A 2,109-nucleotide genomic window follows, 5' to 3' on the forward strand; every position below is an offset into this window, starting at 1 on the left:
GCAACACCGGAACCAGGACGCCACCCGTGCCATGCAGGGCGGTGAAGACGATTTTGAGTTTCTTGGCTTCCGGTTTATCGAGGAGCTGCGGCTGCAGCATCATTGTCTCCACCCGGGCGAGATACTGCTGGTCCATGTCATCACCGAGTGTGGTGAGTTTTCCGCGTTCGGATTCAGGCAAAGGTGTGTAATTTTCATCCGTGATGGCATTCACTTCCTTGATGATGCCCGTGGCATGCGGTTCGACGATGCCCGCACCGTCATTGAAGTTCACTTTGTAGCCGTTGTCGTGGGAAGGGTTGTGTGAGGCGGTCAGCATTACCCCGGCGTCAGTGCGGAGTTGACGGACGGCAAACGACATTTCCGGCGTGGCACGGCAGCCGTCGAAAAGATAAACATCTGCCCCATGATCCATGGCGATCTGCGCGCAGCGCTGTGCGAACTCCGCGGAAAAGTGTCGGGTGTCGTGTGCAAAGACAATGCTCGGCTTGCCCCCCAATCCTGCATTGGCGCGGTAAGTTTTGATGTAGGCCACGAGACCACGGGTGGCGCGGCCCACGTTGTAATAGTTCATGGCATTCGTGCCGACGCATGGATGCTCCGGCCGCTGGTCCTCTGCCGCTGCCCCCCGTTCGGCTTTGGTCACGATCCTTGCGACGGTGCGTCCGCGCAGCCCGCCGGTGCCGAATTTCAGGGCCTGGAAAAACCGGTCGTTCAGCTCTGCCCATTGACCTGCCGCGGCGAGTTCCTCGATGCTGGCGCGATAAACGGGATTGTCGCTCGCAGCTAGCAGGGCATTGATGTTTTCAAGGCTGGCGGGAAGGAGTTGACCTGAGTCGGCGGCGGATTTGAGTTGGTCTGCGAGGGACATAGAGGCCGCGAGCATAGCGGCACTGCCGGTTTTGGCAAATACACGCAGAGCTCCAGCGCTATGTCGTAGGCTGCGTCTGAGTTGTGGCGATCCGGGCTGCGTTTTCCGCAATTAGCTTCGTCAAGGTGGTTAGTTCGCGGCTGGGTTCGGTTTTCGGCAGCACCAGCAGAAGCTCGGTGGTGGGGGCTGGAGACGCTAAAGGCACAATGACACAACCGGCATGCGGCAACTTGCTCGCATGTGCGGGAATGACGGCGACGCCCTCGCCAGCTGTGACGGCACCGAGCATCATGGAAAGCGAATCAACCTCGCTTCCGATCTGCGGCTCAAAACCAGCCTGCTGGCAGATGGCACGCAGAAACTCTCGACGACCTGGAAAAAAGGCGTCGGAGAGCGAGACCCAGCGGTCGGTTTTCAAAGCGGCCAGTTTGATGGACTTCTTCTTTGCTAACGTGTGATCCTCCGGTAGCACGGCGGCCATTTTGTGGCGTGAGAGCGTGCGGATGGTGAACAAGGCACGGTCTGCTTCCGAGATGTTGCCAAGGATGGCAACGTCGAGTTCGTGATTGCGCAGGCGGTCGAGTTGGGCGCGCGGTGGCAGTTCAAACAGGCTCACTTGGGCCTTCGGGTGACGCTGCCGAAACTCGCGCACCGCCGGGGCCACGAGATCATCGAGAAACGGTGTGAGGAATCCCAGCCGCAACGTTCGTCGGGCCTTGCCAAACTGCTCTCGCAACTGCTGCGCCCCCGTTTCAGCATCGCACACGATCTGCCGTGCCTTCGGCAAGAAAAAGCGGCCTGCGTCAGTGAGGTGGATGCGTTTGCGGATGCGATCAAACAACGCCACACCCAGTTCCGCCTCCAGCACGGCAATTTGACGGCTCAAGGCCGGCTGGGTGACATGCAGACGCTTTGCTGCGGCCGAAATGCTCAGTTCCTCGGCGGAGGCGATAAAGTAGCGAAGCTGGTGAAATTCCACAGCAGATGCGTCCATAGCCTCATGGGACGCGCAAAACAACATCATCTCATCAGCACATCAAAAAACTTGGCGCAAAGCCGGGGATTGATGCGTAATGTGCGGCAATGACTGACTGCCAAGCCACGCCCGACTCATCATCTCGCCTCACGCCGCTGGCGCGTGAACAGCTGGCAGCGCTGGTGGATTTTTACAACGACCCGACGCTTAGACCCGGCTGGGGAGCGCAGAATTATCACGAAATGCTCGTGCATTACTATAA

The 2,109-nt window shown here is 58.9% G+C and carries 1 protein-coding gene and 1 pseudogene; both read right to left on the reverse strand.

All coding sequences use genetic code 11. The features are described from left to right. Positions 1-871: pseudogene (locus KDL09_RS00040) on the reverse strand (phospho-sugar mutase); the annotation flags it as partial. Between the two features lie 58 nt (positions 872-929). After that, on the reverse strand, positions 930-1,865 hold the full coding sequence (locus KDL09_RS00045) for a LysR substrate-binding domain-containing protein (protein WP_294380038.1): 936 nt from the start codon (positions 1,863-1,865) through the stop codon (positions 930-932). Between the last annotated feature and the right edge of the window lie 244 nt (positions 1,866-2,109).

This window comes from Prosthecobacter sp., assembly GCF_020439865.1.
Classification (GTDB): domain Bacteria; phylum Verrucomicrobiota; class Verrucomicrobiia; order Verrucomicrobiales; family Verrucomicrobiaceae; genus Prosthecobacter.

Bases quoted from the DNA above. Each gene is read 5' to 3' on its own strand.
- KDL09_RS00045 (WP_294380038.1), bottom strand. From the start codon at position 1,865: ATGGACGCATCTGCTGTGGAATTTCACCAGCTTCGCTACTTTATCGCC.